Genomic DNA, 24,794 nt, shown 5'->3' with positions numbered 1-24,794 from the left:
CGAAGTCGGCTACGTGGAACGCAACCGTAACCACTAACAGGAGTCTGCAACGTGGCAAACGACTATCTCTTCACTTCCGAATCCGTTTCCGAAGGCCATCCCGACAAAGTCGCGGACCAGATCTCGGACGCGATCCTCGACGCCATCCTCGCTCAAGACAAGTACTCGCGTGTCGCGGCCGAAACGCTGTGCAACACGGGTCTCGTCGTGCTGGCCGGTGAAATCACCACCACCGCGAACGTCGACTACATCCAGATCGCGCGCAACACGATCAAGCGCATCGGCTACGACAACACCGACTACGGCATCGACTACCGCGGCTGCGCGGTGCTCGTCGCCTACGACAAGCAGTCGCCGGACATCGCCCAGGGCGTGGACCGCGCGCACGACAACAACCTCGATCAAGGCGCGGGCGACCAGGGCCTGATGTTCGGTTACGCGTGCGAGGAAACGCCGGAACTGATGCCGCTGCCGATCCACCTGTCGCACCGCCTCGTCGAGCGTCAGGCCAATCTGCGCCGCGACGGCCGTCTGCCCTGGCTGCGTCCGGATGCCAAGTCGCAGGTTACCGTGCGCTACGTCGACGGCAAGCCGCATTCGATCGACACCGTCGTACTGTCCACCCAGCATTCGCCGGACATCGCGCTCGACACGCTGCGCGAAGCGGTGATCGAGGAAGTGATCAAGCCGACGCTGCCGGCCGAGCTGATCAAGGGTGACATCAAGTTCCTCGTGAACCCGACCGGTCGTTTCGTGATCGGCGGTCCGCAGGGCGATTGCGGTCTGACGGGCCGCAAGATCATCGTCGATACGTACGGCGGCGCGGCGCCGCACGGCGGCGGCGCGTTCTCGGGCAAGGATCCGTCGAAGGTGGACCGCTCGGCAGCGTACGCCGGCCGTTACGTCGCCAAGAACATCGTGGCCGCGGGCCTCGCATCGCGCTGCCTGATCCAGGTGTCGTACGCGATCGGCGTCGCCCAGCCGACCTCGGTGATGGTCAACACGTTCGGCAGCGGCCGCGTGTCGGATGCGACGATCACGGAACTCGTGCGTCAGCATTTCGACCTGCGTCCGAAGGGCATCATCCAGATGCTCGACCTGCTGCGCCCGATCTACGAGAAGAGCGCGGCGTATGGTCATTTCGGCCGCGAAGAGCCGGAATTCACGTGGGAAGCCACCGACAAGGCGCTCGCACTCGCCGAAGCGGCAGGCACTGAGCCGGTCGCGGCGCTTGCCGAATAAGGGCGAGCCGATCGCCGCTTGAAAGCAAACAAACCCCGCCGGCGTGAGCCGGCGGGGTTTGTTTTTGTCTATCGATGGCGTAGCGATGCTGCCGCGCGAAGCACGTCGTCGAGGCGGCGCGCTCGAAGTCTTGCGGTGCTCTCGAAGTCAGCCCAGCGGTGAACGGCCAGCCGGTCGGCAGATCAGCGGTCTAGCCACTCAACGCGCAACTGCAACTCACCGGCCCAGCAATCTCACCGGCTCGCAAACGCAAACGCAAACGCGAACCACCCGCCGCTGCTCGCCGACAGGCGACGCGGTCGGCGGCTCGCAGGCGTGCGCACCGCCGGTGCGCGTTTCGCGACCGCGAGGCGCAACGGTGTCGGTTTGCGCAGCAGCGTGCGCAGCGACAGACGGCGCGTGCCGCTCTGCTGGCGTAGCGCCGAGAAGAACGTATGGAACCAGGTGCGAAAGCCGTCGACGGCCTTCGCGTCGCGCCACTGCTCGCCGAGCGCGCGGGTGCGCGCGGCATGATGGCGCAGCGCCCGCATCATATGGCGGCGCGCGGGACGCGCCGCTTTCAGCGCGGCGCGGGTAAGACGGGTGCTCAAAAGAGTATGCATGGCTTCACATTTAGGCAATGAACCGCACGTCGGCGCGTGCACCGGATGTGCACGGACAAACAGCACCATATGTGCCAATGACGGGGTTGCGATGAACGGCCTGAAAGCGGGAAATTCGGTGCGGGTCGTGGCGCAGGAGATTGCGACGCGAAACACGGCGCACAGCGCAGCGAAGGTACAACGCGGAGAAACCGACGGCACGGGCCCTGACGGCCTGCGCACAACAGAAAACTGCGTAAGCGGCGATCGACATGCGAGCAGGCTACATGGGAATCGTGACGTTAGAAAGTCGGTTAATACCCTGCGCGAACCAGATTTCTCCGTGGATCGAATCGTCGCGGATGCCAGTTTGCTGTCACCCCTTACGGGCGATTTGCGTGCGCGTTTGCCCAGCGAATGTGCGGTGCGGGCGCGCCGCGCGCCTGAAACCGGTGCATTGGCGCGCCGCGAAAAGCGAAGGCGACCGGCGCAAAAGATCAGCGGGACGCAGGAGCCTCTCGCGGTGAACCAACGCATCCCGATCGCGCCCGTTTTACAATCGAACATCAGTTAGTCGACGGTAACGGAACGCCATGTCACTCCATTCGAAGAAAGAGCAGATTCAAACGTTGCGGGAGCAGGGTTTTGTCGTCGTGCCAGGACTCGTGTCGCCCGAGCGTTGCGACGAGCTGAAGCGGATCGCGCAGCGGCAACTGCAGGAAGCGGCGGCGCCGATCGAATTCGAAGCGGATTTGCAGTATCCGGGCGCGCCGTCATCGAAGGATGCTCCGGGCGGACATACGGTGCGGCGCCTGCTCGACGCGTACGGTCGTCACCCCGCGTTCGCGCAATGGGCGACCGCGTCCGAAATCCGTGGCTGGATGGAGCTGTATTTTGGCGAGGAGCCGCGTCTGTCGCGCGCGCATCACAACTGCATGATGACCAAGCACCCCGCGTACGGCAGCCTGACCGGCTGGCATCGCGACGTGCGCTACTGGTCGTTCGAGCGCGACGACCTGATGTCGGTGTGGCTCGCGGTCGGCCCGGAAACAGTCGATAACGGCGCGCTGTGGTTCGTGCCGCAATCGCACGGCGCCGCGTTCACATCGGACCGTTTCGACGAAGCGAAGTTTTTCCGCACGGATCTCGCCGAGAACGACGCCGCGATCCGCACGGCGGTGTCGCCCGAGCTGAAGACTGGCGACGTGGTGTTCTTTCACTGCAACACGCTGCACTCGGCCGGCAAGAATCTGAGCGACCAGGTGAAGTTCTCGCTGGTGTTCACCTATCACGGCGCAAGCAATGTGCCCCTGCCCGGCACGCGCTCGGCCGCGAAGCCCGAAATCGCGTTCTAGATTATTGTGGTCGCGGGCCTCGCGCCGACGCTCAGCGCTTGCGCCCCGACATCGCGATTCCCGTCAGCCCGGCGAGCGTCGCCACCACGCCCGCGACGATCAGCACGATCGCCTTGTTGCTCGGCGAGCCGGTAAAGAAGCGCGACACGTCGCTGCTCACCGAATTGAACGCCTGCCCGCCGAAATACAGCAGCACGATACCGCCGACAATCAGCGCGATCGAAATCGCTTTCGTCATCTGCACCTCCCATCAACCTGAACCGGCGAGAGTGTAGGTGAGGCGTGCGTGCTCGTCCATCCCGCATACTGGTTGCGCTGCAAGCGCCGCGTCGATTGGCTAACATAGCGGTCTGGCCGCACCGCGGCGACACCACGACAACAAATCTCCCCAGCAGCACGCCTCCCGCAACGCGCGAATCCTCACGCCCGCCATCCTCGGGCGATCTCATCGACAAGGACACTAGCAATGGCTTACGAAGCAGCTTCAGAACGCTATTCGGACATGCAATACCGCGTCTGCGGCAAGTCGGGTCTCAAACTGCCGGCGCTGTCGCTCGGCCTGTGGCACAACTTCGGCGACACCACGCCGATCTCGACGCAGCGTGACATCCTGCGCACGGCCTTCGACCTCGGCATCACGCACTTCGATCTGGCGAACAACTACGGCCCGCCGTACGGCAGCGCGGAAACCAACTTCGGCCGTCTGTTCAAGGACGATTTCAAACCGTATCGCGACGAGTTGCTGATTTCGTCGAAGGCCGGTTGGGATATGTGGCCCGGTCCGTACGGCCAGGGCGGCGGCTCGCGCAAATATGTGCTCGCGAGTCTCGATCAGAGCCTGAAGCGCATGGGCCTCGATTACGTCGACATCTTCTATTCGCATCGCTTCGACGCGCACACGCCGCTCGAGGAAACCGCGGGCGCGCTCGCGAGCGCGGTGCAGCAGGGCAAGGCGCTGTATATCGGCATCTCGTCGTACTCGTCGGCGAAGACGCGCGAAATGGCGAAGCTGCTCGCCGAATACAAGGTGCCGCTGCTGATCCATCAGCCGTCGTACAACATGCTGAACCGCTGGATCGAACACGACCTGCTCGATACGCTCGATGAAGTCGGCGCGGGCACGATCGCGTTCACGCCGCTCGCGCAGGGATTGTTGACCGGCAAGTACCTGAACGGCGTGCCGGAAGATGCGCGCGTCAACAAGCCGGGCGGCGGTTCGCTCAAAGACGAGCATCTGAGCCCGCGGAACATCGAGCACGTTCGGAAGCTCAACGACATCGCGCAGCGCCGTGGTCAGAGCCTCGCGCAGATGGCGCTCGCGTGGGCGTTGCGCGATCCACGCGTGAGCTCGGTGCTGATCGGCGCGAGCCGCGCGGAGCAGGTGCGCGAGAACGTCGGCGCGCTGAAGAAGCTCGCATTCTCGGCCGACGAACTCGCCGAAATCGATCGCTATGCGACCGAAGGCGGGATCAATCTGTGGGAAAAGCCGTCGACGGATCAGGCGATCTGATCGCGTGAGGAGCCGTCCGCGCAACAGGCGGACGGACGCAAGGGCAAAACGAAGCCGCACGCTCAGCGTGCGGCTTTTCTGCAGGTATTTCGCCGCGCCGCTACACGAGCGCCGGCAGACCCTCGACCAGCGCCACCGCGCACATCACACCGATCAGCGCGCCCAGCACACGCAGCCCGTTGTGTCGCAACTCGGTCTTGCAGGGCAGCGCGCCGACGAATAGCGCGCCGGCCAATGCCATCGGAATGACCAGGATGAAATCGCCGATCGTAAAGTAGGTCATCTTCGTCTCCTCCCATGCGGGATGGTTGCTGTGTCGTTCAGGCAGAGGCCGCGGCTTCGAAATCATGCCGCGCCATTGCACGAATCGAGTATAGGAGACCGATCGAGCGGCGCGACGGCGCCAGCCGGCGCGTCGGCGCTTATTCGTAAGCTGCTGAACCCAGGCGCGGCGCGGCCCGCGGCGATTGGCGCGGCGCAACAAAACGCGGCGGAAAATAGCAAACGTTCGCTTACGCAAGCCTTTCGTTTTGCCGCCGATCCATGCGGGTTGGCTGATTGCGGCCGGCTCGCGGTGCCCGCACCGCGCGACGCGACCGATGCGCCGGGCTATTCGCGCCCGCGCAGGCGGCTCGCCGCGATCAAGCCGATCACGAGCAGCGCACCGACTAGCCCGACGACGCCGTTCCAGCCATGACCGGCCCACACATGGCCGCCATACGAACCGACCAGGCTCGAGCCGATGTAGTACGCGAGCAGATACAGCGCAGCGGCCTGGCCTTTCGCGTCTTTCGCCAGACGCCCGACCCAGCCGCTCGCGACCGAATGCCCGGCAAAGAACCCGAACGTCACGCAGGCGATACCGGTCGCGATCGCCGCGAGCGGATGCAGCATCGTCAGCGCGAGGCCGAGCACCATCAGCAGCAGGCTCCCGATCAGCACGCGCGCGCGGCCGAACGTGTCGGCCATGCGCCCGGACCATGGCGACGCGACCACGCCAACCAGATAGACGATGAAAATCGCGCCGATCTCCGTCTGATTCAACCGATACGGCGGCGCGAGCAGCCGGTAGCCGATGTAGTTGTACAGCGTGACGAAGCTGCCCATCAGCACGAAGCCGAGCAGGAACAGCAGCGGCAGACCCGGTCGCGTGAACTGGCGCAACAGCAGCATGCGGTGATGCGCGAAGCCGAGCCCGCGGCGCGGCACGAAATGGCGCGACGGTGGCAGCAGCGCGCGGAACGCGAGCATCGACAGCAGGCCGAGCACGCCGATCGTGCCGATCGCGATGCGCCACGAAAACAGATCCGCGACCACGCCGGTGATGACCCGCCCGGCCATGCCGCCGATCGCCGTGCCGCCGACGTACAGGCCCATCGCGAGGCCGAGGCCGTCGGGATGCACTTCCTCGGCGAGATAAGCCATCGCGACGGCCGGCACGCCGCCGAGCGCGAGCCCTTCGAGCGTACGCAGCACGAGCAGCTGGTGCCAGTGCGGCGCGACCGATACGCCAATCGTCAGCACCGACGACACCGTCAGCGACAGCGTCATCAGCTTGTGCCGGCTCCAACCCTCGGAGACGAAACCGGCGACGAAAATCGCGAGCGCGAGTGCAGCAGTGGATAGTGACAACGACAGACTGCTTTGCGCCGGCGTCACGTTGAACGCTTCGGAGAACGACGGCAGCAGCGGCTGCACGCAGTAGAGCAGCGAGAACGTCGCGTAGCCGGCGAACAACAGCGCGAGGCTGGCACGCCAGTACGCGCGCGAGCCGCGTTCGAGATAAGGGATGTCCGACGCGGTGGTGGTGCTTGCGCAAGCAGCTGAAGCTGCGCCGCGGGAGGGAACGGCAGATGCAGTCCGCTGGGATTGCGGCGGCAGGGTCACAACAAAACTCCTTGGGTCACACGGAAACGCGCAAAAGTGTTAAGGATACGCTGAAAACGCGTTTCAAGCCGGCGTCGCGGGCAACGCGACGTGCCAATGGTGACCCGCAGCGCTCCATCCGCAGCACGTCGCGCGCCTGTCTCCCGGCACTCGGATGATGATCAGGGTTCAGCGTGACCAGGATGTCCGAGTCGGATGTGCCGATCGTGCCCGTGTCGCTGTACGAAAGGTTGATGCCCGACACCGGCAGACCGATGTTATCGATGATCGAATGCAGCTCGCCGGCCGGAATCAGCTGACGGATGCGCGCATCGACACGATCGGTCAGCACCGCGGTTTCCTCGACGCGCATGCCGGTTTTCGCGCGCATGTGCAGCGCGATCGTGCCGGCATCGACGGCGGGGAAAAAGTCGCGGCCGATAAACGGCAGCAACAACAGCGACGCGCAACAGCACGCGAGAAACAGCGTGACGAACAGTCCCGGTCGCGCGACTCGCGCTTCGAGAAATACGCGGTAGCGCTCGCGCAAACGCGAGAAACCGCGCTCGAACGCGTAGTGCATGCGCATCAACGGATTGCGCGTTTGCACCGGAGTGTGATGTAAATCCGCGGGCTTGTGGTGATAGCGCAGCAGATACTTCGCGAGCGTCGGCACGAGCGTACGCGAGAAGAAGTACGACGCGAGCATTGCGAACACCACCGCTTCGGCAAGCGGAATGAACAGATAGTGCGCGACACCGGTGAGCAGAAACATCGGCACGAACACGATACAGATCGACAGCGTCGACGAGAATCCCGACCGCGAGCGTGAGGCCGCCGAGCGTCATGATGTTGATCGTCTGACCGAGCGCGGACAACGCGATGATCGACGTGATCATCGACAACGGAATCGATACTGCGATGATCAGCGTCGCGCGCCAGTTGCCGAGGAACAGCAGAATCATCAGGCCCGTCAGGCACGCGGCGATCAGCGCTTCACGCAATACGCCCTGCACGGATGCCCGCACGAACAGCGATTGTTCGGCGACGGGGTCGATATTCAGCGACGGCGGCACCAGATTGCGCAGCGTCGGCATCATCGTCTTGATGCGGTCGACGATATCGAGCGTGGACGTGTTGCCGCTTTTGTTGATCGTCAGCAGTGCGGCGCGCTGGCCGTTCACGCGCACGACGTTGGTCTATGTCGGTGGGCGTGCGCAGAATAGTCAACGGTCCGACGATCAGCAACAGCAGCACCAGCACGACGAACGTATAGGGGCGCCGTAGCGCGAGACGAACGATCCACATGACTAGCGCAGACGAATGAAACGAGCGGCGACCGCGCCGCGCGGATCGGAAACGCAGGCGCGCACCTCGGCGCGAAGGCAGGTGCGAAGCTGCGCGGCGTCCGCATCTGGCAGATCGTTCCGGCAGTGCACGTTTTTGATGTCTCCCCCCGCAGGGTTTATGATGGTCTGCATTACGACGTCTGACGCCGAGATAATCGGCCGTGCTCAGCGTAATGGGAATAGGGCGAAACGACGGGTGAAAGCCTTCTATTCGCCTTCCCAAAGCCCCGCAAAGCGGGAACAATGACTCGAACCTCTTACGCGCCATGCGCGCGACAGATTAAGTGCGCACGCAACGTCAAATGCGAAGCGGCGTTTTTATCATCACCTCGACCGGCGTGAAATCATAAAGCCGGCTAAGGGAAGCGGGGAATTATCATGGAAGTCGGTTCCATTGTCCGATCGGTACATATCGCCGTGCCGCAAGGCGCGCGCGGAATCGTCATGCGCATTCTTGGCGACATGGCGATGGTGGCATGGTACGCCGGCGAGCCCGGCGCCTCGCAGCAACTCAATACCGAACCCTTTTTCCTGGAAGATCTGATCGATACCGGCGACCTGATACGTCCGGCCGGCGCGCAGACGCATTGAACGAGAGGCTTACCGGTTGCTCATTGCCGTTGTGTGATCCGCAGGTGCGGGCTGTAGTGATGCTGTAAGGTGAGATCGGCTCGCCAGCATCGCCGTGGGCCGATGCGCGCGTCGATTCACGGCGGGTCCCAAATCAGCCCGTATTTCTAGCGATGCCACCCACGCATTGTGAGTCGTCGCCCTCGTCTTTACCCGCGGCGCGGCGCACAATGCGGGGCATGAACGACACCATTCCCGACAATTCCTATCCCGAGGCCGGCGCCGATGGCGCCGTGCCATTCGCGCGGCTCACGCCGGAAACCGTGCTCGACGCGATCGACGGCGTGCTCGCAACGACCGGCGTGCGTACCGACGGCCGTCTGCTGCCGCTCAACAGCTATGAAAATCGCGTGTATCAGGTCGGCGTCGAAGACGGTCCGCCCGTGGTCGCGAAGTTCTATCGTCCCGAGCGCTGGAGCGACGCGGGGATTCTCGAAGAGCACGCGTTCGTCGCCGAACTCGCCGCGCGCGAGATCCCAGCCGTGCCCGCGCGCGTGCTCGATGGCCGCACGCTGCACAGCTTCGACGGCTTCCGCTTCTCGGTCTTCGAGCGACGCGGCGGTCGCGCGCCGGATCTCGACCGGCGCGACACGCTGGAATGGCTGGGGCGTTTCATCGGACGTATTCATGCGTTCGGGCAGACCCAGGACTACGTAGAACGTCCCACGCTAAACATCGACACGTTCGGCTACGAGCCGCGCGACTTCCTGCTCGCGCACCGTTTCGTTCCCGACGATCTGCGCACCGCGTGGGAAACCGTCGTGAATCTCGCGCTCGAAGGCGTCGCGGGTGCGTTCGAGCGGGCTGGCGAGATTCGCAGGCTGCGTCTGCACGGCGACTGTCATCCGAGCAACGTGCTGTGGACCGACGCGGGCCCGCATTTCGTCGATTTCGACGACAGCCGCATGGGGCCCGCGATTCAGGATCTGTGGCTGCTGCTGCCGGGCGAGCGTGCGGAGGCGTCGCGCGCGCTGGCCGATCTGCTCGCCGGTTACGAGGATTTCTGCGAATTCGATCCGCGCGAGCTGTATCTGATCGAAGCGCTGCGCACGTTGCGGCTGATTCACTATCAGGCATGGCTCGCGCGCCGCTGGAACGATCCGGCGTTTCCGGCTGCGTTTCCGTGGTTCAACACACAGCGCTACTGGGAAGATCGCATCCTCGAGATGCGCGAGCAGATCGGCGCGATGCAGGAAGGGCCGTTGTGGCCGGTTTGACGTGTTGACGGTCAAGGCGCCTGCGACGCCACATTCGACGACTCCACCAACGTCGATCTGACAATTACCTCCGCGCGCACGTCCCGCCCAATCGCTTCGATCGCGGGACGCATGCGCGTGAAATCGTCGGGCGTGCAGACGTCGCTGTCGAAATGGGTGGCGCCGTCGCGCGTCATCGTGACCACGTTGCTGCGCGGGTCGAACGCGTACTGCGACGTGAAATCGACGAAGCGGTCCTGCGTGCGTTGCGCCTCCGGCATGTCGAGCACGCGGAAATTGGCCGGCAGTTCGATGCGCGCGCGTTCGTGGATCGCGAGGTTGTGGCACACGAACGGCTGCGTGCGCTTGCGTTCGCCGAGCCAGTAGCGCGTGTCGGCTTCGACGCCACCGCCGAGGCTCGTCAAGGCCGGAATCGAGGCCGTCATGCCGGTCACCACGAGACTCTCGAGCGTGCCTTTCATCGTCAGCGTGAGCGGGCCGTCGGCCGCGCTGAGGTCGCTCGTCGTCAGCGTCGCGGTGCCGCGCAGATTCGCGTTGCGTAACTCGGCCTGAATCGATTCCTCGCGTTGCGCGGGCGATTGCGTGCGCAGCCGCGCGCGGGCCTGCTCGGCGTACGGCCCGGCATCCTGCAGCCGATACGTGAAGCTCGCCGAGCCATCCGGTTCGATCTTGATCGCGAGATCGGTGCTGCGCGACATCTGCGCGGTGGCCGGCGTTTGCGCGAGCACGCCGTCGCCGATCAGCACGGTAGGACGGTCCATGTCGGACGAAGGCAGAAAACCGAATTCGACGTTCGACGCGGTCGAATCCGCGTACATCTGCAAATCGGGCAGCCACGTGATCGCATGATTGATGACGCCGTAGCCCGGGACGCTCGGCAGCGTGTAGATCGTGCCGCTGCTGATCAACGCCGGCTCGTTGCGCACGCCGAGCGCGTCGAGCAGCGCGCCGTAGAGCGCGACGTGGTCCTTGCAGTCGCCATAGCGGTTCGCGAGAATCGCGCTCGCGCTGTGCGGCACGACGGCGCCACGTCCGACGTAGATCGCAACATAGCGGATATTGCGGCGAACCCAGTCGTACAGCGTTTTGGCTTTGTCGTGTGGGGTGTGATCGTGCGCGGTCAACTGCTGCGCGAGCTGGGTGATCGCGACGTCGTGCGCGCCCGGGTCGGCCGCGGAGCTGCGATAGGAGGCGGCGAACGCGGCATAGCTCGGGAAGGTCGACACCATCAGCCGATCACCGTACGACACGTACGCGACCGAGCCGCGTTCGAGCCGGTCGAAGTGTGCCTTGTCATAGCGGAATTCGTAACGCGTGCGGTCGTCGCGCGTGACCGGTGTCACTGCGCTGAAGCCGCGCGCGTCCGCATACAGCGGCTTGTCGGCGGGCAGGTCGTAGATCAGGCGGAAGTTGCGGGTCGGCGCGAGATCGGGCGGCGTGAAGTCGCTGAATTCGCCCGGCACTATCGGCTGACGCTGCGTCTTGCGGTACGTCAGATGTACGCGCGCGCCGGGTTCGACCGCGGGGAACACGATCACCTTTTCCTGGATGTCCTGGAACATCGGCGCGTCGAACGAGCGGACTTCCTGCACGTCGCGGATCTGCTCGGGCGCAACGTCGTGACGCTTGCCGTCGGCGGTGACCGTGTAGGCCTCGAGGATCTGCACGTCGGCCATGTTGCGGTTGAACCAGACGTATTGCTGAGCGACCCGCTCGACGCCGGCTTCGTTGTTCACGCGCAGCGTCATCGAATCGAGCTTCGCATACGAGCCGTCAGCGTTGACGGTGAAGGTCTGCGTCTCGCCTTCGTTGGTGTAGGGATCGTCCAGGTTGAGCGGCGCGCTCGCGCTCGCGGCGTGAATGCCGGCCAGCCAGCCGGCGGAGGCAAGGACCACGAGGCAGAGTCGCATGACGACGGGCTACACGCTGTAAGCGGCGCCACCCGACGCCGCAATCTCCCGCGCGGCCTTGGCGCCTTCGACCTGCAATAGCGTCGGCAGCGACACGCCATTTTTCGCCGCCGTCACCTCCGCCAGAATCGACACCGCGATCTCGGGCGGCGTCCTGCTGCCGATATAAATGCCGACAGGTCCATGCAAGCGGGCCAGTTCGGCTTCGTTCAGATCGAACTCCTTCAGGCGCTCGCGTCGCGCGTGATTGTTCCTGCGCGAGCCGAGCGCGCCGACATAAAACGCCGGCGTCTTCAATGCTTCCATCAGCGCGAGATCGTCGAGCTTCGGATCGTGCGTGAGCGCGATCACCGCGCAGCGCTCGTCGAGCTTCATGTCGATCACGGTATCGTCCGGCATCGTGCGTACGATCTTCGTGCCCGGCACGTCCCATTCCTCGGTGTATTCCTCGCGCGGATCGCAGACCGTCACCTGATAATCGAGCCCCACCGCGATATGGCACAGGTAGCGAGACAACTGCCCGGCGCCGATCACTAGCATCCGGTAGCGCGGGCCGTGGATCGTCGACAGACGCTCACCGTCGAAATGCACGCCGTCGGTCGCCTGTGCGTCGTCGAGCCGCACCGCGCCCGTCGTCATGTCGAGTTCGCGCGCGACGAGCCGGCCATTTTCGACCGCGTGACACAGCTCGGCGATGCCGCTTTGCCGCGTCAACGGTTCGAGCACGAGCTGGATCGTGCCGCCGCACGGCAGGCCGAAGCGATGCGCTTCCTCCGCCGTGATGCCGTACTTCACCGCCTCCGGATGTGTCTGCTCGATGCCCCGTTGCCGCACGCGATCGATCAGATCGTCTTCGATGCAGCCGCCCGACACCGAGCCCACCACGAGGCCGTCGTCGCGCACCGCGAGCATCGCGCCCTCGGGACGCGGCGACGAGCCCCACGTCTTCACGACCGTCACGAGGAGCGCGCGATGTCCGTCCGCCAGCCAGCGGGCGCTGGTTTTCAGAACTTCGAGATCCACGCTGTCCATGATTTCTTCCCTTTCTTTGCTTCGCCGCCGGACTCGCCGTCCGCGGCCTCGTTCGATTCCGTTTGCCCGGAGGCGGATGCGGCTTCGGCTTCGGTTTCGGTATGCACCGGGGCGTCGCCTTCCGCTGTTTCATGAGCGCTATTGTCTCCCGAGAGCTGGGCGCCGAGGCGCTTGAAAAACTCCCCCGCAATCTTGCGCGCCGCACCGTCGACGAGCCGCGAGCCGATCTGCGCGAGCTTGCCGCCGACCTGCGCATTGGCGGTGTAGGAGAGCTTCGTCGCGGCATCGCCGTCGGCTTCGAGCGTGACGTGCGTGTTGCCCTTGGCAAAACCCGCGGCGCCGCCCTGGCCTTCGAACACAATGGTGTAGGTGTTCGGCGCGTCGATATCGGTCAGTTGCATGCGCCCCTTGAAGCGCGCCTTGACCGGGCCGACCGCCGCGCTCAGCGTGACCAGGTACGCGTTTTCGCCGTCCGGGTCGATGCTTTCGCAGCCGGGGATGCAAGCGCGCAGAATCTCGGTGTCGTTCAACGCGTCCCAGGTTTGCTGCTGCGTGACCGGCAGCGTATGAATTTCGCTCAATTCCATGACGTTGCTCCTGCGAATGTCGTCGCGGCGACGGCGTGGCGAGGCGCGCGCGTCAGTTGCGCGAGATCGTGGCCGAATGCTGCGAGACTGTCTAGATTATGAACCGGACGATGCGCGTCGACATACGGCAGGATCGCCTGCACGCCGCGCGCCTTCGGAGTAAAGCCGCTGAACCGCAGCAGCGGATTGAGCCACACGATGCGATGCGCGAAGCGTGCGAGCCGCGCCATTTCGGTATCGAGCACGTCGATCGCTTCGTGATCGAGACCGTCGGTGACGAGCAGCACCGTCGCACGACCTGTGAGCACGCGGCGCGCCCAGCGTCGGTTGAACTCGGCGAGCGCCGCGCCGATGCGCGTGCCGCCCGACCAGTCGACCACCTGATCGCTGAGCGTCGCGATCGCGACGTCCGGATCGCGTTCGCGCAATGCGCGCGTCGCGTTCGTGAGCCGCGTGCCGAACAGAAACACCTGCAGACGTTCGCGCGACTGCAACAACGCGTGGCAAAAGTAGAGCACCGCGCGCGAGTAGTTGCTCATCGAGCCGGAAATGTCGAGCAGCAGCACGAGCGGCGGCTTGCGCTCGACCCTCGCGCGATACTTCCACACGGTCCAGTCGCCACCGGCGCGCACCGCATGCCGCGCGCTCGCGCGCAAGTCCGCATGCGTGCCGTGCGATGCCGCCTTCAGGCGCCGCGTCGATTCGGTTGCGAGCGGCAGCCGCTGGCCGCGAATCAGATGCCGCAGCGTGCGCCATTCGTCGGCGTTCAGCGTGTCGAAATCGCGATGACGCAGCCGCTCTTCTGCGCTGAACGTCAACTGCGCATGCAACTCGTGCTGTTCGGTTTCCTGCGGCGCATTCAGATGCGGCGACGGTGGCATGCGCACCGCGAGCGCATCGGCGAGACGGTTGTTGCGCTTCGGCGGTGGCAGCCCGTCGCGCACTTTCGGCAGCAGCAGCGCGCGCAGCTTGCCTTCCCAATCGGGGTCGCGCCAGAACAGATCGAACGCGGCATTGAAGAGTTCGCGTTCGTCGGGCGCGGTGACGAGCAGCGCGGCAAGCGCGGCGTGCACGTCGTCACGGCGGCCGAGGTCGATCCACTGCAACGCGGCGAGTGCGTCGACTGCCTGTGCGGGCGACATCGGCAAGCCGGCGCCGCGCAGCACGCGCACGAAATGGACGACGTTGCGCGCGAGCGTGGGCGCAGTGTGCTGGTTCGTGTCGTCGAGCCTGCCCGAGCCGGTTCCGTTCGTCATGCCAATCACCCTCACCCGGACAGACACTGCGCGATCTGCGCGGCATCCACACGCGCGAGATCGTCCTGATACTTGAGCAGCACGCCGAGCGTGTTCTGCACCGATTGCGGATCGAGCTCCGTGACCGACAGCGCTTCGAGCGCGCGGCACCAGTCGATCGTCTCGGCGATGCCGGGCGCCTTGAACAGATCCATGCCGCGCAGCCGATGCACGAAGTCGACCGCGCGCCGCTGCAACTGCGCCGACGTTTGCGGCGCGCGCGCGGCGACGATCTCCAGTTCGCGATCGCGGTCCGGATAGCCGATCCATTGATACAGACAGCGGCGCTTCAACGCGTCGTGCACTTCGCGCGTGCGGTTCGACGTCATGATGACGAGCGGCGGCTGCGTCGCGCGCACGGTGCCGTATTCGGGAATCGATACCTGGAAGTCGGACAGGAGTTCGAGCAGGAATGCCTCGAACGGTTCGTCGGCGCGGTCGATTTCGTCGATCAGCAGCACGCGCCGCGCGCCGGGATGGTTTTCGTCGGGCATCAACGCCTGCAGAAGCGGACGCTTCAGCAGGAATTCGCCACGATATAGCGTGTCGTTGTCGGGGCGCTCGCCGCTCGCTTCGGCAAGCCGCAGCGCCATGATCTGGCGCGGGTAGTCCCATTCGTAAAGCGCGCTCGCGGTGTCGAGGCCTTCATAGCATTGCAGCCGCAGCAACGTGGTGCCGAGCATGCCCGCCGCGGCTTTCGCGAGCTCGGTTTTGCCGACACCCGGCTCGCCTTCGACGAACAACGGCCGCTCCATGCGCAGCGCGAGATACAGTGCGGTCGCGAGCTCGCGGCTCGCGAAATAGCGTTGGGCGGCGAGTTGGGCGAGGGTGTCGTCGATCGAAGCCGGCTGCATGGTGGTCCTGAATCTGCGCGACAGGCCATGGCAAAGCGTGGCGCGAGTGAAGAACGCAATGGCCGCGAGCCCGGCGTCGAACTGTCGCGCCGGCTCGCGAAGTGAACGAAGCCGGCTTGCGCGCGCCGTGGTGAAGGCGCGGCAAGCCGGGGCGCCTGGCGAGGATCGCTAGGCATTTGCCTTCGTGACCGCGCGCGCGGCGAGCACCGGAATCAGATGCGCGCGATACGCGGCGCTCGCGTGCATGTCGTCGTTCAGCTCGTCTGGCGACACGCTCACTGCACGTGCCGCCTCGGGCGTGAAGTTCGTCGACAGCGCGCTTTCGAGCTCGGCCACGCGAAACACCGATGACGCCGCCCCCGTTACCGCGACGCGCACGCCGCTCGCGACCTTCGCGACGAACACGCCGACCAGCGCAAAGTGCGAGGCCGGATTGCGGAATTTCTCGTATGCGGCACGCTCGGGCACCGGAAACTCGACGGCGACGATCAACTCGTCGGGCGCGAGCGCGGTCTCGTACATGCCGACGAAGAAATCGGCCGAAGCGATGCGCCGCCGGTCCGTGACGATCGTCGCATCGAGGCCCATCGCCGCCGCCGGGTAGCACGCGGCCGGGTCGTTGTTCGCGAGCGAGCCGCCGATCGTGCCGAGCGCGCGCACCTGGCGATCGCCGATATTCGCGGCCAGCTCCGCGAGCGCGGGCAACACGCGCCGCACGTCCGCGTGTTCGGCGACGTCCGCGTGACAGACGGCCGCGCCGATCGTCACCATGCTGGCGTCGACGGTGATCGTCCTGAGCGCGGGAATGCGCGTCACGTCGATCAGTTGCGACGGCTGCGCGAGACGCAGGCGCATCGTCGGCAGAAGGCTCTGGCCGCCGGCGAGGAACTTCGCGTCGCTGTCGGCGGTGAGGGCTGCGGCGGCCGCTTGCGGATCCGTCGCGCGTTGATACTCGAATGAATACATGTCGAATGCTCCGCTCAGGATCGTTGGGTCAGGCTTGCTTCGCGGCTTGAATCGCGGACCAGACGCGATGCGGCGTGGCCGGCATCTGCAGATTGGTCACGCCAAGCGGCGCGAGCGCGTCGATGATCGCGTTGATCACGGCCGGCGGTGAGCCGATCGCGCCCGCTTCGCCGCAGCCCTTGACGCCGAGCGGATTGTGCGTGCACGGCGTGCCCTTCGACGTTTCGACCGTGAAGTCGGGCAGGTCGGACGCATGCGGCATCGCGTAGTCCATGTAAGAGCCGGACAGCAACTGGCCGCTGTCGTTGTCGTACACGCAGCGCTCGAGCATCGCCTGACCGATGCCTTGCCCGAGCCCACCATGCACCTGACCTTCGACGATCATCGGATTGATCACGTTGCCAAAATCGTCGACCGCGGTGAACTGCTGGATGCGGGAGACGCCGGTGTCCGGATCGACTTCGATCTCGCAGATATACGCACCCGACGGATACGTGAAGTTGGTCGGATCGTAGAACGCGCTTTCTTCGAGCCCCGGTTCGAGCACGTCGAGCGGATAGTTGTGCGGCACGTACGCGGCGAGCGAGATCTCCGCGAACGCCTTGGTGCGGTCGGTGCCCGCGACGCGGAACACACCGTTCCTGAACTCGATGTCTTCAGCCGACGCTTCGAGCAGATGCGCGGCGATCTTCTTCGCCTTTGCTTCGATCTTGTCGAGCGCCTTCGAGATGGCCGAGCCGCCGACCGCGATCGAACGCGAACCATACGTGCCCATGCCGAACGCGATGCGGCCGGTGTCGCCGTGCACGATCTCGACGCTTTCGAGGGCAATGCCGAGGCGGTCCGCGACCACCTGCGCGAAGGTCGTCTCATGCCCCTGGCCGTGACTGTGCGAGCCCGTGAACACGGTGACCGAGCCGGTCGGATGTACGCGAATCTGGCCGACTTCGAACAGGCCCGCGCGCGCGCCGAGCGCGCCCGCGATGTTCGACGGCGCGAGACCGCATGCCTCGATGTAGCACGAGTAGCCGAGGCCGCGGCGCTTGCCGTTCTTTTCGGATTCCTGCCGGCGTGCCGCGAAGCCCTCGACGTCCGCGAGTGTGAGCGCGCGCGCGAGGATCGCGTTGTAGTCGCCGGTGTCGTAGGTGAGGCCGACCGGCGTCGCGTACGGGAATTGCGTGATGAAATTGCGGCGGCGGATTTCCGCGGGGTCGATTTTCATCTCGCGCGCCGCGGCTTCCACCAGGCGCTCGACCACGAACGTCGCTTCCGGCCGGCCCGCGCCGCGATACGCATCGACCGGAACGGTGTTGGTGAAGACCGCCTTCACTTCGGCGTAGATCGCGGGCGTTGCGTATTGCCCGGCGAGCAGCGTCGCGTACAGGATCGTCGGCACGCTCGACGCGAACGTCGACAGATACGCGCCCATGTTCGCGATCGTATGCACGCGCATCGCGAGGAACTTGCCGTCGGCGTCCAGCGCAAGCTCGGCTTTGGTCACGTGATCGCGGCCGTGCGCATCGGAGAGGAAGGCCTCGGAGCGCTCGGCGGTCCATTTGACCGGCCGGCCGGTCTTCTTCGACGCCCAGGTGAGCGCGACGTCTTCGGCGTACAGGAAGATCTTCGAGCCGAAGCCGCCGCCGACGTCCGGCGCGATCACGCGCAGCTTCGATTCCGGCAGCGACAGCACGAACGCGGCCATCAGCAGCCGCTCGACGTGCGGGTTCTGATTCGCGACGTACAGCGTGTAGCTCTCGTCCTGCGCCGAATAGTTCGCGTTGACCGCGCGCGGTTCGATCGCGTTCGGCACGAGGCGGTTGTTGACGATGTCGAGCGCGGTCACGTGTGCGGCTTTCGCGAACGCGGCGTCGGTCGCGGCCTTGTCGCCGTGGCCCCAGTTGTAGCAGACGTTGTCGGGCACTTCGTCGTGCACGGCCGCTTGACCAGGGTCGGCCGCATGCGCGGTATCGACGACGGCCGGCAGTTCTTCGTAATCGACTTCGATCAGTTCGGCCGCATCTTTCGCCGCCTTGATCGATTCAGCGATCACGAGCGCGACCTGATCGCCCACGTGCCGTGCTTTCGTATGCGCGATCACCGGATGCGGCGGCTCGTTCATCGGCTTGCCATCGGTGCTGTGGATCAGCCAGCCGCACGGCAGTCCGCCGACGTTGTCGGCGGCGAGATCCGCGCCGGTGAAGATCGCGATCACGCCCGGCGACTGTTTGGCCGCGCTCGTGTCGATGCTTCTGATCTTCGCGTGCGCGTGCGGTGAGCGCAGGAACACCGCGTAGGTTTGCTGCGGCAGCACGATGTCGTCGGTGTACTGGCCTTTGCCGGTCAGGAAGCGATAGTCTTCCTTGCGTTCGACGGCGGCGCCAATCAGGCTCTGTGTATCGGGTGCGTTCATCGTCGGCTCCTCAGGCGGCGGTGGCGCCAGCGGCATTCGCGCCGGCAGATGCGCTCGATGCGGCGGACTTCATACCCGCGGCGCCTTCGAGCACGGCCTTGACGATGTTGTGATAGCCCGTACAGCGGCACAGATTGCCGTCGAGCTGCTCGCGCACCTCGTCGCCGGTCAGATCGGGTTGACGCTGCACCAGCGACACCGCGTTCATCACCATGCCCGGCGTGCAGAAGCCGCATTGCAGACCGTGGCAGTGCTTGAACGCGGCCTGCATCGGATGCAGCGCGCCGTTGTGCGCGAGCCCTTCGATGGTCGTGACCTCGGCGCCATCGGCTTGCACGGCGAGGATGTTGCAGGACTTGATCGCGCGGCCGTTCAGATGCACGGTGCAGGCGCCGCATTGCGCCGTATCGCAGCCGACATGGGTGCCGGTCAGACGGAGTTGATCGCGCAGGAATTGGACAAGCAGGGTGCCAGGGTCGACTGAGGCGCTCACGGGCGCGCCATTGACCGTCAGACTGATGCTGATCGCCATGAAGCTGTCTCCTATATTGATCGGAGCGAGCGCTTCGGCGTATCGATCCCTGCCTCGGCGCAGACCACGATCCCATGCAAGATAGTTGCTGTGGGTGAGACCGGACCTGTGATTGTTATTGCCCCCTGCTTTGCTTCGACTGCGTGCTGACTTCGATTCGCCAGGTCCGATGAGGGTGCTACGGGTTTTACAAATCTGCCGAAAAGTAAAGCACAAATCGCGCGGGCGCGCTATGAGGGGAAGTGTGTTCGGCGCGCGCGAGCGCACGAAGAGAACACGGCGGCCACGGAATGGGACGCCGCAAAGACAAGCGCCCCGTCTGCGGAGCATGACGGGGCGCATCGATAGATCAGCGGAAAGCGAGGCCACGCTCGCGAGCATTCAGCTCATTGGCGTGGCTTCATCGAAACGGCGCATTACTTTGCCAGTTTCGAATGACGGCGCGAGTAGCCGAAATAGATGACCATGCCGATCAGCAGCCAGATCACGAACGCGCCCCACGTGATGCCTTGCAGGTTCAGCATCAGGAACAGGCACGATGCGACCGCGAGCACCGGCACGACCGGCACGCCAGGGCAACGGAACGCGCGCGGCAGCTCTGGGTGCGTCTTGCGCAGCACGAGCACCGCGATCGATACCATCGAGAACGCCGCGAGCGTGCCGATATTGATCAGCTCAGCCAACACATTGAGCGGCACCAGCGCGCCGATCAGGCCGAAGAAGATGCCGACGAGCCACGTCGTGAAGAACGGCGTCGCGAAACGCGGATGCACTTTCGACAGCTTCGCGGGCAGCAGGCCGTCGCGCGACATCGCGAAGATCACCCGCGTCTGACCGTAGGCCATCACGAGAATCACGGTCAGCATGCCGAGCACGGCGCCGAGGTCGATGAAGCCGGCGACCCAGTTCTGCCCCGCGAGTTGCAGCGCGTACGACACCGGGTGCGAAATGCCCATGAACTTCCCGGACGGCACGATGCCGGTGACGACCGCGGCCACGGCCACATACAGCACCGCGCACACGCCGAGCGACGCGATGATGCCGATCGGGAGGTCGCGCTTCGGATTCTTCACTTCTTCGGCCGCCGACGACACCGAGTCGAAGCCGATGAACGCGAAGAACATCACCGCGGCCGCGCCGAACACGCCGCTCCAGCCGTGAGGCATGAACGGGTGCCAGTTGGCCGGCGTGACGTGAAACACGCCGACGCCGATCACGAGCAGCACGACGACGACCTTGATCGCAACCATGATGTTGTTGATTCGCGCGGATTCGCGCACGCCGAGCGACAGCAGCGTGGTGATCGCCATCATCACGAGGAAGGCGGGCAGGTTGAACAGCGTTTCGTGTCCGGGCACGGCGCCCGGGGCTGCGCTCAGCGCCATCGGCAGCGATACGCCGAAGCCCGACAGCAACGACTGCAGATAGCCGGACCAGCCGACCGACACCGCCGAGGTCGCGAGCCCGTACTCGAGCATCAGGTCCCAGCCGATGATCCACGCGGCCAGCTCGCCGAGCGTCGCATACGAGTACGTGTAGATCGAACCGGCGACCGGAATCGTCGATGCGAATTCAGCGTAGGCGAGCGCGGCGAAGCCGCAGGCGATCGCCGCGATCAGGAACGAGATCATCAGCGCGGGACCGGCCTGTAAGGCGCCCGTGCCGGTCAGCACGAAGATGCCGGTGCCGATGATGGCGCCGACGCCGAGGAAAGTCAGGTCGAGCGCGCCCAGCGCCTTTTTCAGGCCGGCGGTCTGAGCGCTCGCCGCAAGCATGTGCTCGACGCTCTTTTTGCGAAACAGGGACATTGGCGTGGGTCTCCAGTGGTGCACGCGTGTTGCGCGCCGAATGTCGGGAAAACCCGCGATTCTAGCGGATGCGTGTCGCCGGGCTGGTTCGCGCGCGGCGCTTTCTGGGCCAAGGCGATGGGCGGAAACTCCCGCCAGGAGGTGATTTCGAGGAGGTCTTGCGGTGCCGGAAGCGGGGCGGCGGTGAAGCTATTTACTGAATAGTCAATTGATGAGGATGGAATCTCTCCGATTGCGCCGGCGCCACGATCGGACGACAGCGGCGCAACGCCGCGGGCACGGCTGGCGGCGCCTGCTGGGCTAGCCCGCCATCGCGGGATTCAGATCGACGAGGCGGTTGCTCATTACATAGAAGGTCAGCTCGGCGTTGTTGCGCAGCTTCATCTTGTCGAGCAGCCGCGTGCGGTACACGCTGACCGTCTTCACCGACAGCGACAGCGCGGCCGCGATATCGGTGAGACGTTTGCCGGACGCGAGCATGCACAGCGTCTGGTACTCCCGATCGGACAGCTTTTCGTGCGGCAACTGCTCGCCGTCGAACGACACGTAGTCGGCGAGCGCCTCGGCCATCTCGGGGCTGACGTACTTGCGGCCCGCCGCGACCTGCTGGATCGCGCCGATCATCTGCGCGGCATCGACCGTCTTCGACAGATAGCCGGACGCGCCGGCTTTGAGCGCGCGCACCGCGTACTGGTCCTCGCGGTACATCGAGAACATCAGCACCGCGACGCGCGGCGCCTTGCGCTTCAGACGCTTGAGCACCTCGACGCCATTCATGTCGGGCAGCGAAATGTCGAGCAGCACGACGTCGAAGCTCTGGTGGACGACCAGGTCGAGCGCTTCGGAGCCGCTTTGCGCCTCGGCGACCTCGCGCGCGACGCCGCGATCGAGCAGCAGATGGCGAACGCCCTGGCGGACCACCGCGTGATCTTCGACGATCAGGATGCGCAGGCTCATGGTCGCGGGCTCACGATTGCAGCGCGCGCCGGGCGGAGCGCGGCGTTGGGGCGGCCGCGAGCAGCGCGTGCCACGGGAAGCGGGCCTGGATCAGGGTGCCGCGCGGGGTGATGGCGCCGTTGTTGCCAGCGCCGCTGTCCTCGCCACGACCGACGCTCGTGCGCCTCGCGCTGATTCGCAGCGTGCCGTCGAATGCGGCGCAGCGCGCCTGCATGCCGGCGAGGCCGAAATGATCGCCGGTTTTTTTCTGGCCACCGCGTTCGCGCGCGCCGCGCGGCAGGCCGATGCCATCGTCGCTGACGAGGAGCCTCAGATGACGCGCACCGGTTTCGACGCGCAGGTCGGCGCAGGTCGCGCGCGCGTGCTTCGCGACGTTGTTCAGCGCTTCCTGCGCGACGCGGAACACGGCGAGCGCGGCATCGGCGGGCAGGCGCGCGAGCCGCGCGTCGCCGCTGCAGGTGAAGGTGGTGCGCAAGCCGGTGCGAATGGAGAAGTCGCGGGCCCAGCACTGCAGCGCGCCGGCGAGGCCTGTCTCGAACGACGGCGCGTGCAGTTGCGCGATGGCGTCGCGATTTGCCGCCTGCACGGCGTCGAGCGAACGATTCGCGACCGCGAGCGCGGCCGCGCATTGCGGCGGCGCGTCGGCGGGCAGCCAGGTTTCGATGCCGGCGAGCGCGAAGCGCGTCGCAGTCAGCTCGGCGCCGACGTCGTCGTGCAGCTCGCGCGCGACGTGACGGCGCACGCTTTCCTGCGCGTCGACCAATTCGGCCGACAGCTCGCGTACCCGCGCGCGCAGCCGCTCGATCTCGCGCGCGGCGAGCGATGGCATGTCGAAGCCATCACGCTGCGCGGACGAAGCCAGCGCAGCGTTGAACGGGACGGCAGTCGACGTATCCATGAATTTCCCTCAGGAGGCGGAGTGGACGGCGAAGCGGGCACGCGCAGACGGAATCAAAGCCCGCGAATCACGAGGTTTCGCGTCGGACGAAACACGATGGCCCAACGTAACGAAATTTACATTCAGTAACAACTCTGGTGGGCGACGATCGGTGCATGAATTCGTCTGATCTCGCGGCGCGATGATATCTCAAAAATATTAAAAAAGCAGTCCCACCAAGGCTTAGCGCAGAGTCTTCAGAGATTACATGATGTTTACCGCGGACTCGTACTGTCAGAGGAATTCTGACAGCGAAGGTGACGCAACACGCTCCAATTTGTAACGGAGCAACAAAAAAAGGAGCCCGGCGGCTCCTTTTTTGGAATTCGCGGCGCGCGGGCCGCGAAGAAGAATGCCGGCCGGCTTAGCCGACGAAGGCCTTTTCGACCACGTAATGGCCCGGCTCGTTGTTGCTGCCTTCCTTGAAGCCCGCGTCTTCGAGCAGCTTGCGCGTGTCGCGCAGCATGTGCGGGCTTCCGCACAGCATGACGCGGTCGCCCTCGAGCGAGAAACCCGGCACGCCGAGGTCGGCGAACAGCTTTTCGGTTTCGATCAGCTCGGTGATGCGGCCGCGGTTCTGGAACGCTTCGCGCGTGACGGTCGGGTAGTACAGCAGCTTTTCCTGTACGAACTCGCCGAGGTGTTCATGCGCCGGCAGGTGCTCGGTGATGTATTCCTTGTACGCGAGTTCGTCGACGAAACGGCAGGTATGCGTGAGGACCACGCGCTCGTAGCGGTCGTAAATGTCCGGATCCTTGATGATCGACATGAACGGCGCCAGGCCCGTGCCGGTGGACAACAGCCACAGCGTCTTGCCCGGCAGCAGGTTGTCGGCCACCAGCGTGCCGACCGGCTTCTTGCCGATCAGCACTTCGTCGCCGACCTTCAGGTGCTGCAGACGCGATGTGAGCGGGCCGTCCTGCACCTTGATGCTGAGGAATTCGAGATGTTCTTCGTAGTTCGCACTGGCGAGGCTGTATGCGCGCAGCAGCGGCTTGCCCTCGACCTGCAGGCCCACCATCGTGAACTGGCCGTTTTCGAAACGGAACGACGGATCGCGCGTGCAGGTGAAGCTGAAAAGCGTATCGGTCCAGTGATGGACGCTCAGGACGGTTTGTGAATTCAGGTTGCTCATGGCTTCTTGGATAGTGCGAAAACAAAGGCGGCCAGTCGTCTGAGCCGGCCGGCACGGCAAGGGCGATGCTGCGCTGACCCGTGGTCGGGACTCCCGCGCAATCCGTCATTTTACCGTGCCCGCCGGGGCGGGGCCGCGGCGCGGCGGTCGAGCGTGGTAAAGCGGGTTGCCAAACCGGGAAGCGGCGGCGCCGGCTTGCTGGCGCCGCGAAGTACGTTGGCGTGAGTGCGGCCGTGCTTCAGCGGGGTACGGCGATTCGGCGAACGCCGCGAAGGGCGGCTGCCATTGGTTGCCCGGCAGGCGCGAAAGCGACGCGCCGCAAGGGCAACATTTTCAGGATGATACCGAAAGGCGGCGTGCGCCGCAGCATTGACCCTGCTGATAAAACTGGCAAATGGGGCGGAACCCTGCCGGCGCCATCGAGATCGCCTCGCTTTCGACTATCGTTTGCGCGCCGCGATTTTTTGGGGAATACGCCCGACGTTGTCTCGTTTACGCAGGACGCGAGTCGCGCGAAGCCAGGCGGTGCGGTGGCTGCGCGACTCGTCCTGGCGGCTGCGACCGCCCATGCGAGTAGGAGGTGTCAAATGGAGGCTTCTCGTGCGATATCTGCATCCGGTT

General features: G+C 65.1%; 23 protein-coding genes and 1 pseudogene. 6 read left to right on the top strand and 18 right to left on the bottom strand.

Annotated elements, in window-relative coordinates:
* Positions 1-51 precede the first annotated feature (51 nt).
* Positions 52-1,242, top strand: a complete 1,191-nt coding sequence (gene metK / locus F6X37_RS16615; protein ID WP_187612088.1) for a methionine adenosyltransferase — start codon at positions 52-54, stop codon at positions 1,240-1,242.
* A 233-nt stretch (positions 1,243-1,475) separates the two neighbouring features.
* Here metK and F6X37_RS16610 read toward each other — a convergent pair whose 3' ends face one another.
* A complete protein-coding gene (locus tag F6X37_RS16610; protein WP_187612087.1) occupies positions 1,476-1,844 on the bottom strand; it encodes a hypothetical protein in 369 nt (122 codons plus the stop codon).
* A 91-nt stretch (positions 1,845-1,935) separates the two neighbouring features.
* Here F6X37_RS16610 and F6X37_RS16605 point away from each other — a divergent pair, with 91 nt between their 5' ends.
* Entirely contained in the window at positions 1,936-2,397 is a 462-nt protein-coding gene (locus F6X37_RS16605) for a hypothetical protein (RefSeq protein WP_187612086.1), read from the top strand.
* Between the two features lie 19 nt (positions 2,398-2,416).
* On the top strand, positions 2,417-3,178 hold the full coding sequence (locus F6X37_RS16600; protein ID WP_187612085.1) for a phytanoyl-CoA dioxygenase family protein: 762 nt from the start codon (positions 2,417-2,419) through the stop codon (positions 3,176-3,178).
* A gap of 31 nt (positions 3,179-3,209) precedes the next feature.
* Here the strand turns inward: F6X37_RS16600 and F6X37_RS16595 are convergent, their stop codons facing one another.
* Complete coding sequence (locus F6X37_RS16595) at positions 3,210-3,416, bottom strand: DUF3185 family protein (RefSeq protein WP_018419114.1); 207 nt, start codon at positions 3,414-3,416, stop codon at positions 3,210-3,212.
* Positions 3,417-3,644: 228 nt separating this feature from the next.
* On the opposite strand from F6X37_RS16595, the gene mgrA reads away from it, so the two are divergent.
* A complete protein-coding gene (gene mgrA, locus F6X37_RS16590; protein WP_090802624.1) occupies positions 3,645-4,688 on the top strand; it encodes an L-glyceraldehyde 3-phosphate reductase in 1,044 nt (347 codons plus the stop codon).
* Positions 4,689-4,788: 100 nt separating this feature from the next.
* On the opposite strand, the gene F6X37_RS16585 is transcribed toward mgrA, so the two are convergent.
* The 4 genes and pseudogenes from F6X37_RS16585 to F6X37_RS16570 form a co-directional block, all read right to left on the bottom strand.
* Positions 4,789-4,971: a hypothetical protein gene (locus tag F6X37_RS16585; protein ID WP_090805541.1), complete on the bottom strand. Its 183-nt coding sequence runs from the start codon at positions 4,969-4,971 to the stop codon at positions 4,789-4,791.
* Positions 4,972-5,297: 326 nt separating this feature from the next.
* Positions 5,298-6,479, bottom strand: coding sequence for an MFS transporter (locus tag F6X37_RS16580; protein WP_410451374.1), 1,182 nt, complete (start codon positions 6,477-6,479; stop codon positions 5,298-5,300).
* A gap of 241 nt (positions 6,480-6,720) precedes the next feature.
* A pseudogene (locus F6X37_RS16575) lies at positions 6,721-7,753 on the bottom strand (efflux RND transporter permease subunit); the annotation flags it as partial.
* Between the two features lie 111 nt (positions 7,754-7,864).
* Entirely contained in the window at positions 7,865-8,035 is a 171-nt protein-coding gene (locus F6X37_RS16570; protein WP_187612083.1) for a hypothetical protein, read from the bottom strand.
* Positions 8,036-8,281: 246 nt separating this feature from the next.
* On the opposite strand from F6X37_RS16570, the gene F6X37_RS16565 reads away from it, so the two are divergent.
* Together F6X37_RS16565 and F6X37_RS16560 are read left to right on the top strand one after the other, a co-directional pair.
* Positions 8,282-8,494, top strand: coding sequence for a hypothetical protein (locus F6X37_RS16565; RefSeq protein WP_018419122.1), 213 nt, complete (start codon positions 8,282-8,284; stop codon positions 8,492-8,494).
* A gap of 209 nt (positions 8,495-8,703) precedes the next feature.
* Entirely contained in the window at positions 8,704-9,750 is a 1,047-nt protein-coding gene (locus F6X37_RS16560) for a serine/threonine protein kinase (RefSeq protein ID WP_410451373.1), read from the top strand.
* 11 nt (positions 9,751-9,761) lie between these two features.
* On the opposite strand, the gene F6X37_RS16555 is transcribed toward F6X37_RS16560, so the two are convergent.
* From F6X37_RS16555 to F6X37_RS16500, 12 genes are all read right to left on the bottom strand, one after another.
* Positions 9,762-11,660: a DUF3857 domain-containing transglutaminase family protein gene (locus F6X37_RS16555; RefSeq protein ID WP_187612081.1), complete on the bottom strand. Its 1,899-nt coding sequence runs from the start codon at positions 11,658-11,660 to the stop codon at positions 9,762-9,764.
* Between the two features lie 9 nt (positions 11,661-11,669).
* The gene (locus F6X37_RS16550) at positions 11,670-12,692 is read right to left on the bottom strand and encodes an XdhC family protein (RefSeq protein WP_187612080.1); all 1,023 of its coding nucleotides are present in this window, start codon (positions 12,690-12,692) and stop codon (positions 11,670-11,672) included.
* Positions 12,665-13,279, bottom strand: a complete 615-nt coding sequence (locus F6X37_RS16545) for a CoxG family protein (RefSeq protein ID WP_187612079.1) — start codon at positions 13,277-13,279, stop codon at positions 12,665-12,667. The genes F6X37_RS16550 and F6X37_RS16545 overlap by 28 nt, the downstream gene beginning before the upstream one ends.
* On the bottom strand, positions 13,270-14,535 hold the full coding sequence (locus tag F6X37_RS16540; RefSeq protein WP_187612078.1) for a vWA domain-containing protein: 1,266 nt from the start codon (positions 14,533-14,535) through the stop codon (positions 13,270-13,272). Before F6X37_RS16540 ends, F6X37_RS16545 begins: the two co-directional genes overlap by 10 nt.
* Before the next feature lie 11 nt (positions 14,536-14,546).
* A complete protein-coding gene (locus F6X37_RS16535) occupies positions 14,547-15,428 on the bottom strand; it encodes an AAA family ATPase (RefSeq protein ID WP_090802637.1) in 882 nt (293 codons plus the stop codon).
* 168 nt (positions 15,429-15,596) lie between these two features.
* Positions 15,597-16,394 (bottom strand): FAD binding domain-containing protein, encoded by a 798-nt coding sequence (locus F6X37_RS16530; RefSeq protein ID WP_187612077.1) that lies wholly within the window; start codon positions 16,392-16,394, stop codon positions 15,597-15,599.
* Between the two features lie 28 nt (positions 16,395-16,422).
* Entirely contained in the window at positions 16,423-18,804 is a 2,382-nt protein-coding gene (locus tag F6X37_RS16525) for a xanthine dehydrogenase family protein molybdopterin-binding subunit (RefSeq protein WP_187612076.1), read from the bottom strand.
* A gap of 10 nt (positions 18,805-18,814) precedes the next feature.
* Positions 18,815-19,336, bottom strand: coding sequence for a (2Fe-2S)-binding protein (locus F6X37_RS16520; protein ID WP_184025999.1), 522 nt, complete (start codon positions 19,334-19,336; stop codon positions 18,815-18,817).
* 416 nt (positions 19,337-19,752) lie between these two features.
* Positions 19,753-21,144 (bottom strand): amino acid permease, encoded by a 1,392-nt coding sequence (locus tag F6X37_RS16515; RefSeq protein ID WP_187612075.1) that lies wholly within the window; start codon positions 21,142-21,144, stop codon positions 19,753-19,755.
* A 300-nt stretch (positions 21,145-21,444) separates the two neighbouring features.
* Complete coding sequence (gene rqpR, locus F6X37_RS16510) at positions 21,445-22,101, bottom strand: response regulator transcription factor RqpR (protein ID WP_090802643.1); 657 nt, start codon at positions 22,099-22,101, stop codon at positions 21,445-21,447.
* Between the two features lie 10 nt (positions 22,102-22,111).
* The gene (locus F6X37_RS16505; RefSeq protein WP_187612074.1) at positions 22,112-22,999 is read right to left on the bottom strand and encodes a sensor histidine kinase; all 888 of its coding nucleotides are present in this window, start codon (positions 22,997-22,999) and stop codon (positions 22,112-22,114) included.
* Positions 23,000-23,402: 403 nt separating this feature from the next.
* Positions 23,403-24,173 carry a ferredoxin--NADP reductase gene (locus F6X37_RS16500; RefSeq protein WP_187612073.1) on the bottom strand — a complete coding sequence of 257 codons (771 nt, stop codon included), beginning with the start codon at positions 24,171-24,173 and terminating at the stop codon, positions 23,403-23,405.
* Positions 24,174-24,794: the final 621 nt, after the last annotated feature.

Source organism: Paraburkholderia sp. 31.1, from assembly GCF_014397645.1.
GTDB lineage: Bacteria > Pseudomonadota > Gammaproteobacteria > Burkholderiales > Burkholderiaceae > Paraburkholderia > Paraburkholderia tuberum.
Note: the sequence above shows the minus strand (reverse complement) of the source record. Positions and strands in the feature narration are given on the sequence as shown.

Excerpts from the sequence above, each read along its gene's own strand:
- F6X37_RS16610 (WP_187612087.1), bottom strand. The coding sequence starts at position 1,844 with ATGCATACTCTTTTGAGCACCCGTCTTACCCGCGCCGCGCTGAAAGCG.
- F6X37_RS16605 (WP_187612086.1), top strand. The coding sequence starts at position 1,936 with ATGAACGGCCTGAAAGCGGGAAATTCGGTGCGGGTCGTGGCGCAGGAG.
- F6X37_RS16600 (WP_187612085.1), top strand. The coding sequence starts at position 2,417 with ATGTCACTCCATTCGAAGAAAGAGCAGATTCAAACGTTGCGGGAGCAG.
- F6X37_RS16595 (WP_018419114.1), bottom strand. The coding sequence starts at position 3,416 with ATGACGAAAGCGATTTCGATCGCGCTGATTGTCGGCGGTATCGTGCTG.
- mgrA (WP_090802624.1), top strand. The coding sequence starts at position 3,645 with ATGGCTTACGAAGCAGCTTCAGAACGCTATTCGGACATGCAATACCGC.
- F6X37_RS16585 (WP_090805541.1), bottom strand. The coding sequence starts at position 4,971 with ATGACCTACTTTACGATCGGCGATTTCATCCTGGTCATTCCGATGGCA.
- F6X37_RS16570 (WP_187612083.1), bottom strand. The coding sequence starts at position 8,035 with ATGCAGACCATCATAAACCCTGCGGGGGGAGACATCAAAAACGTGCAC.
- F6X37_RS16565 (WP_018419122.1), top strand. The coding sequence starts at position 8,282 with ATGGAAGTCGGTTCCATTGTCCGATCGGTACATATCGCCGTGCCGCAA.
- F6X37_RS16560 (WP_410451373.1), top strand. The coding sequence starts at position 8,704 with ATGCGGGGCATGAACGACACCATTCCCGACAATTCCTATCCCGAGGCC.
- F6X37_RS16555 (WP_187612081.1), bottom strand. The coding sequence starts at position 11,660 with ATGCGACTCTGCCTCGTGGTCCTTGCCTCCGCCGGCTGGCTGGCCGGC.
- F6X37_RS16550 (WP_187612080.1), bottom strand. The coding sequence starts at position 12,692 with ATGGACAGCGTGGATCTCGAAGTTCTGAAAACCAGCGCCCGCTGGCTG.
- F6X37_RS16545 (WP_187612079.1), bottom strand. The coding sequence starts at position 13,279 with ATGGAATTGAGCGAAATTCATACGCTGCCGGTCACGCAGCAGCAAACC.
- F6X37_RS16540 (WP_187612078.1), bottom strand. The coding sequence starts at position 14,535 with ATGACGAACGGAACCGGCTCGGGCAGGCTCGACGACACGAACCAGCAC.
- F6X37_RS16535 (WP_090802637.1), bottom strand. The coding sequence starts at position 15,428 with ATGCAGCCGGCTTCGATCGACGACACCCTCGCCCAACTCGCCGCCCAA.
- F6X37_RS16530 (WP_187612077.1), bottom strand. The coding sequence starts at position 16,394 with ATGTATTCATTCGAGTATCAACGCGCGACGGATCCGCAAGCGGCCGCC.
- F6X37_RS16525 (WP_187612076.1), bottom strand. The coding sequence starts at position 18,804 with ATGAACGCACCCGATACACAGAGCCTGATTGGCGCCGCCGTCGAACGC.
- F6X37_RS16520 (WP_184025999.1), bottom strand. The coding sequence starts at position 19,336 with ATGGCGATCAGCATCAGTCTGACGGTCAATGGCGCGCCCGTGAGCGCC.
- F6X37_RS16515 (WP_187612075.1), bottom strand. The coding sequence starts at position 21,144 with ATGTCCCTGTTTCGCAAAAAGAGCGTCGAGCACATGCTTGCGGCGAGC.
- rqpR (WP_090802643.1), bottom strand. The coding sequence starts at position 22,101 with ATGAGCCTGCGCATCCTGATCGTCGAAGATCACGCGGTGGTCCGCCAG.
- F6X37_RS16505 (WP_187612074.1), bottom strand. The coding sequence starts at position 22,999 with ATGGATACGTCGACTGCCGTCCCGTTCAACGCTGCGCTGGCTTCGTCC.
- F6X37_RS16500 (WP_187612073.1), bottom strand. The coding sequence starts at position 24,173 with ATGAGCAACCTGAATTCACAAACCGTCCTGAGCGTCCATCACTGGACC.